This window comes from Mycobacterium sp. NGS40 (assembly GCF_059812735.1).
Window position 1 is genome coordinate 1 of sequence record NZ_JCALDG010000074.1, and the last position, 2433, is coordinate 2433.

At 63.3% G+C, this 2433-nt stretch carries 1 protein-coding gene; it reads left to right on the forward strand.

Features of this window, described 5'->3' with window-relative positions; genetic code table 11:
• Window positions 1–1888 precede the first annotated feature (1888 nt).
• A partial coding sequence (locus tag AC5Y5O_RS31885) for a universal stress protein (protein ID WP_500028730.1) occupies window positions 1889–2433 on the forward strand: 545 nt, incomplete at its 3' end.

Genomic DNA, 2433 nt, shown 5'->3' on the forward strand with positions numbered 1-2433 from the left:
CGTGTAAGCGGCGAGCCTCTGCCGCCACTCACGCCTCCAACGCATGCGCTCGCCGGGGCGCACACCATTGGCGTCCCATGCCGACAAACTCCACGACGCATTTCACGTCCACGAGCTTGCTGATCACGCGCATGGGCTCAGGCCACCTAGCCCTGGGAGGCTCCCAGCGCATCATCGTGGGGCGTCGACTGCGCCGCAGGCACGCCGATGCAGGACCCGGTCCGTAGCGATCTGCGTGGTGTCGGGGATGGGATCCTGCTGCCCCGCAAGACATTAGGCACCATCAAGACCAACTAGTGCTCCGGCTCTGCACCATCGCCCCCGCTGCCAGCGCCCCGGGCTGCTTGACCCGCTACGCACTGCCGCCGCAATGGGGTTTTCCCGTTTATTTGTCGTGAGCAACGGTCCTGACTGCGAACCCTTCAACCTCGGGCCATCGATTCGGCACCTCCGCGCACTCCGAGATTGGCCATTCATCGGACCTTAAACACAAAAATATCTCGGCCGCGGACACTACCCGAAAAGCCGTGTGCGCTCAGGGCCTTGGGTTTGTGCGCGGCACCGGGGGCGTAGGGTGCGGCGACACGATTAAGCCCGTGGGGGGTGCTCCCGCTCCGTCGACACCGCCAGGAGCCGCAAAGTCGGGACCGCCTGGGGCGGGCGGCGCCGGCGTCACGCTCGAAGCAGGGTCCGCAACTGGTGTGGTCGTACTGCTTGCCAATTCGCTGCCGCCAAATCCGACCGCTAAAACTAACGCTGCCGCTCCGCCGAACAGCGCGATCGCCGCTTTCGTTTGAGATTTCATCAGACTCTCCTGTGTTTGGTCGTTCGTCCTAACAACCCCAATGTTGCATGCAGATACCCCCACGGGGTAGGGACTTAGGTCCCCGCAGTTAGGGCAATCAGGCCTTCCAAGTGGCGGTGGAATTTGCACGGTGACGGCGGCGTTCCCGCGAATTCGTTCGCCGAAACGTGACGGCATAACGAGGTGAGGCAACACCGCCGCCAGGGTGGTCCAGTCCAGCATGACGCCGCCGATCTCGAAGGGCATGGGCAGGATGGTGAGAAATTCACCCAATTCGGTAGTTGGCGCGATCAAGCCGCGTGGTATAGGTGATGACCGTTCGCAGGGTTCGCGGGCACGCTGCGCTGCAAAAGGCGAAGGGGATCGAGGCAGCGCGGGGGTTTACGGGTCCGCCTGATCTAACGATGATCCCGCCTGCGTCAGGTTAGCCATTGGTAACGTTGCGGGAGATAACCCAGGAATTAGGCCGCGCTACACCGATCTCCAGTTACCAACCCACCTGCGCGGATGTGCGGCATCGACCGTCGGGGACCCATTCCCGCGGAGCCCTACTGCCTCGTCAAAATATCCGCCATCACAGGAGGCCCGCTCCTTCGCCTCGACACCGCCATGGAGGCTGGATTGCCTTTCACAATAGGGACCGAATGCCCTACCCCCGGAGGGCATCGGCTGGAAGACTTTGTCTTCGCACGAACACCCAATCACGAGCGGAGAGCGCGATGTTATCTCAACCGAAAGCGGCGATCGCGCTGGCCGGCGGCGCTATCATGTTTGCGTTAGCAGCCGGGATCGGTAGCGTTGTGTTACGAGGCAACACAACGCTACCCGCGCAGACCGCTGCCCCAACTTCCACCGTGGCGCCCCATCCATCACCGATCACTCCTGACCGCGCGACACGCAATCCTCCTGAATGCGTCGAGCCCTACTGTGGCGTCCTGTTAAACCCGCCACCGCGCGGGGACGCACTGTGGATGCCCCGCGGAGCACCATGAGACCGTCGACCCCGCTGTTCGATGTTCGTACGCAACGCATTACACAGCCTCGCGATCCCCGTAGTCGCCGTCCCCACGGAAGGACAGTCAGATGGCCAGCAACAACCACCATTTCGGCGTGCTGGTTGGTGTCGACGGGTCAGCTGGTTCCGATGCCGCCGTCCGCTGGGCTGCGCGCGAATCAGTGCTTCGTAAGCGGCGGCTCACGCTTATGCACGCCTCACCCCGATCGCCACTACCGCGCCTCGCTCCTTTCACTCCCACAGAGGCGCAGCACCGCCACGAAACTGACCTGCAAGCCATCAACGACCGTGCGACCAGGATCGCAGAAAGCGCTGTCGGAGAAGCTCATCCAGCGGAAATCGACAGTCAGTTGCACTTTTCCCCGCCCATGCCGACTCTGGTCGATATGTCTCGAGCCGCGGACCTGGTCGTCGTAGGCGCCCGTGGACTGGGCACCGTGCGTCGCGTATTGCTGGGCTCGGTCAGCGCCGGACTGATCCATCGAGCCCATTGCCCTGTCGCCGTCATTCACCGGGAGGTTTCGGCCCCGTCGCCGGCTGCCGTTGGTGGGCCCGTGCTGTTGGGCGTCGATGGATCACCAGCGTCGGAATTGGCCACTGCAATCGCATTCGC